Annotated in this window: 1 protein-coding gene; it reads left to right on the top strand. The window is 43.8% G+C overall.

Translation table 11 applies throughout. The annotated features are described in order from the left end of the window. A partial coding sequence (locus A3739_RS08035; RefSeq protein ID WP_197472191.1) for a gamma carbonic anhydrase family protein occupies positions 1–352 on the top strand: 352 nt, incomplete at its 5' end. Positions 353–475 lie beyond the last annotated feature (123 nt).

The following is a 475-nucleotide window of genomic DNA, read 5'->3' as shown; positions in this document are numbered from 1 at the left end:
CGGGTCGGTATTGCACATCGATCCCGGATTTCCTCTTAATATAGGCAAGGGCGTCACTATCGGTCACAATGTCATGTTGCATGGCTGTACGATCGGTGATTACAGCTTGATAGGCATCAACGCGGTAGTGTTAAATGGCGCCAAAATTGGGAAGCATTGTTTGATTGGTGCGAATGCATTAATCACAGAAAATATGGAAATCCCTGACGGTTCAATGGTGGTAGGAAGCCCCGCCAAAATTAAACGCACTCTCAGCGACCAGCAAATGAAAATGCTGGAGCTAAGTGCAGCGCATTATGTGTCGAATTCTCAGCGCTATCAAAAGCATTTGAAACAGCTAGAAGATGCATAGTTAGTAAAACTATGGGGTGATTTTTAAGATTTCCTCTCTGTGTTAGAAGTAAAGAATGAGTATAGAAAGTAAACCGATTGCCTCTCCTTGCGTGAGTATTTGCGCCCTAGACGAAAATGACGT

The sequence above is a fragment of the Oleiphilus sp. HI0067 genome, from assembly GCF_001635735.1.
Note: the sequence above shows the minus strand (reverse complement) of the source record. Positions and strands in the feature narration are given on the sequence as shown.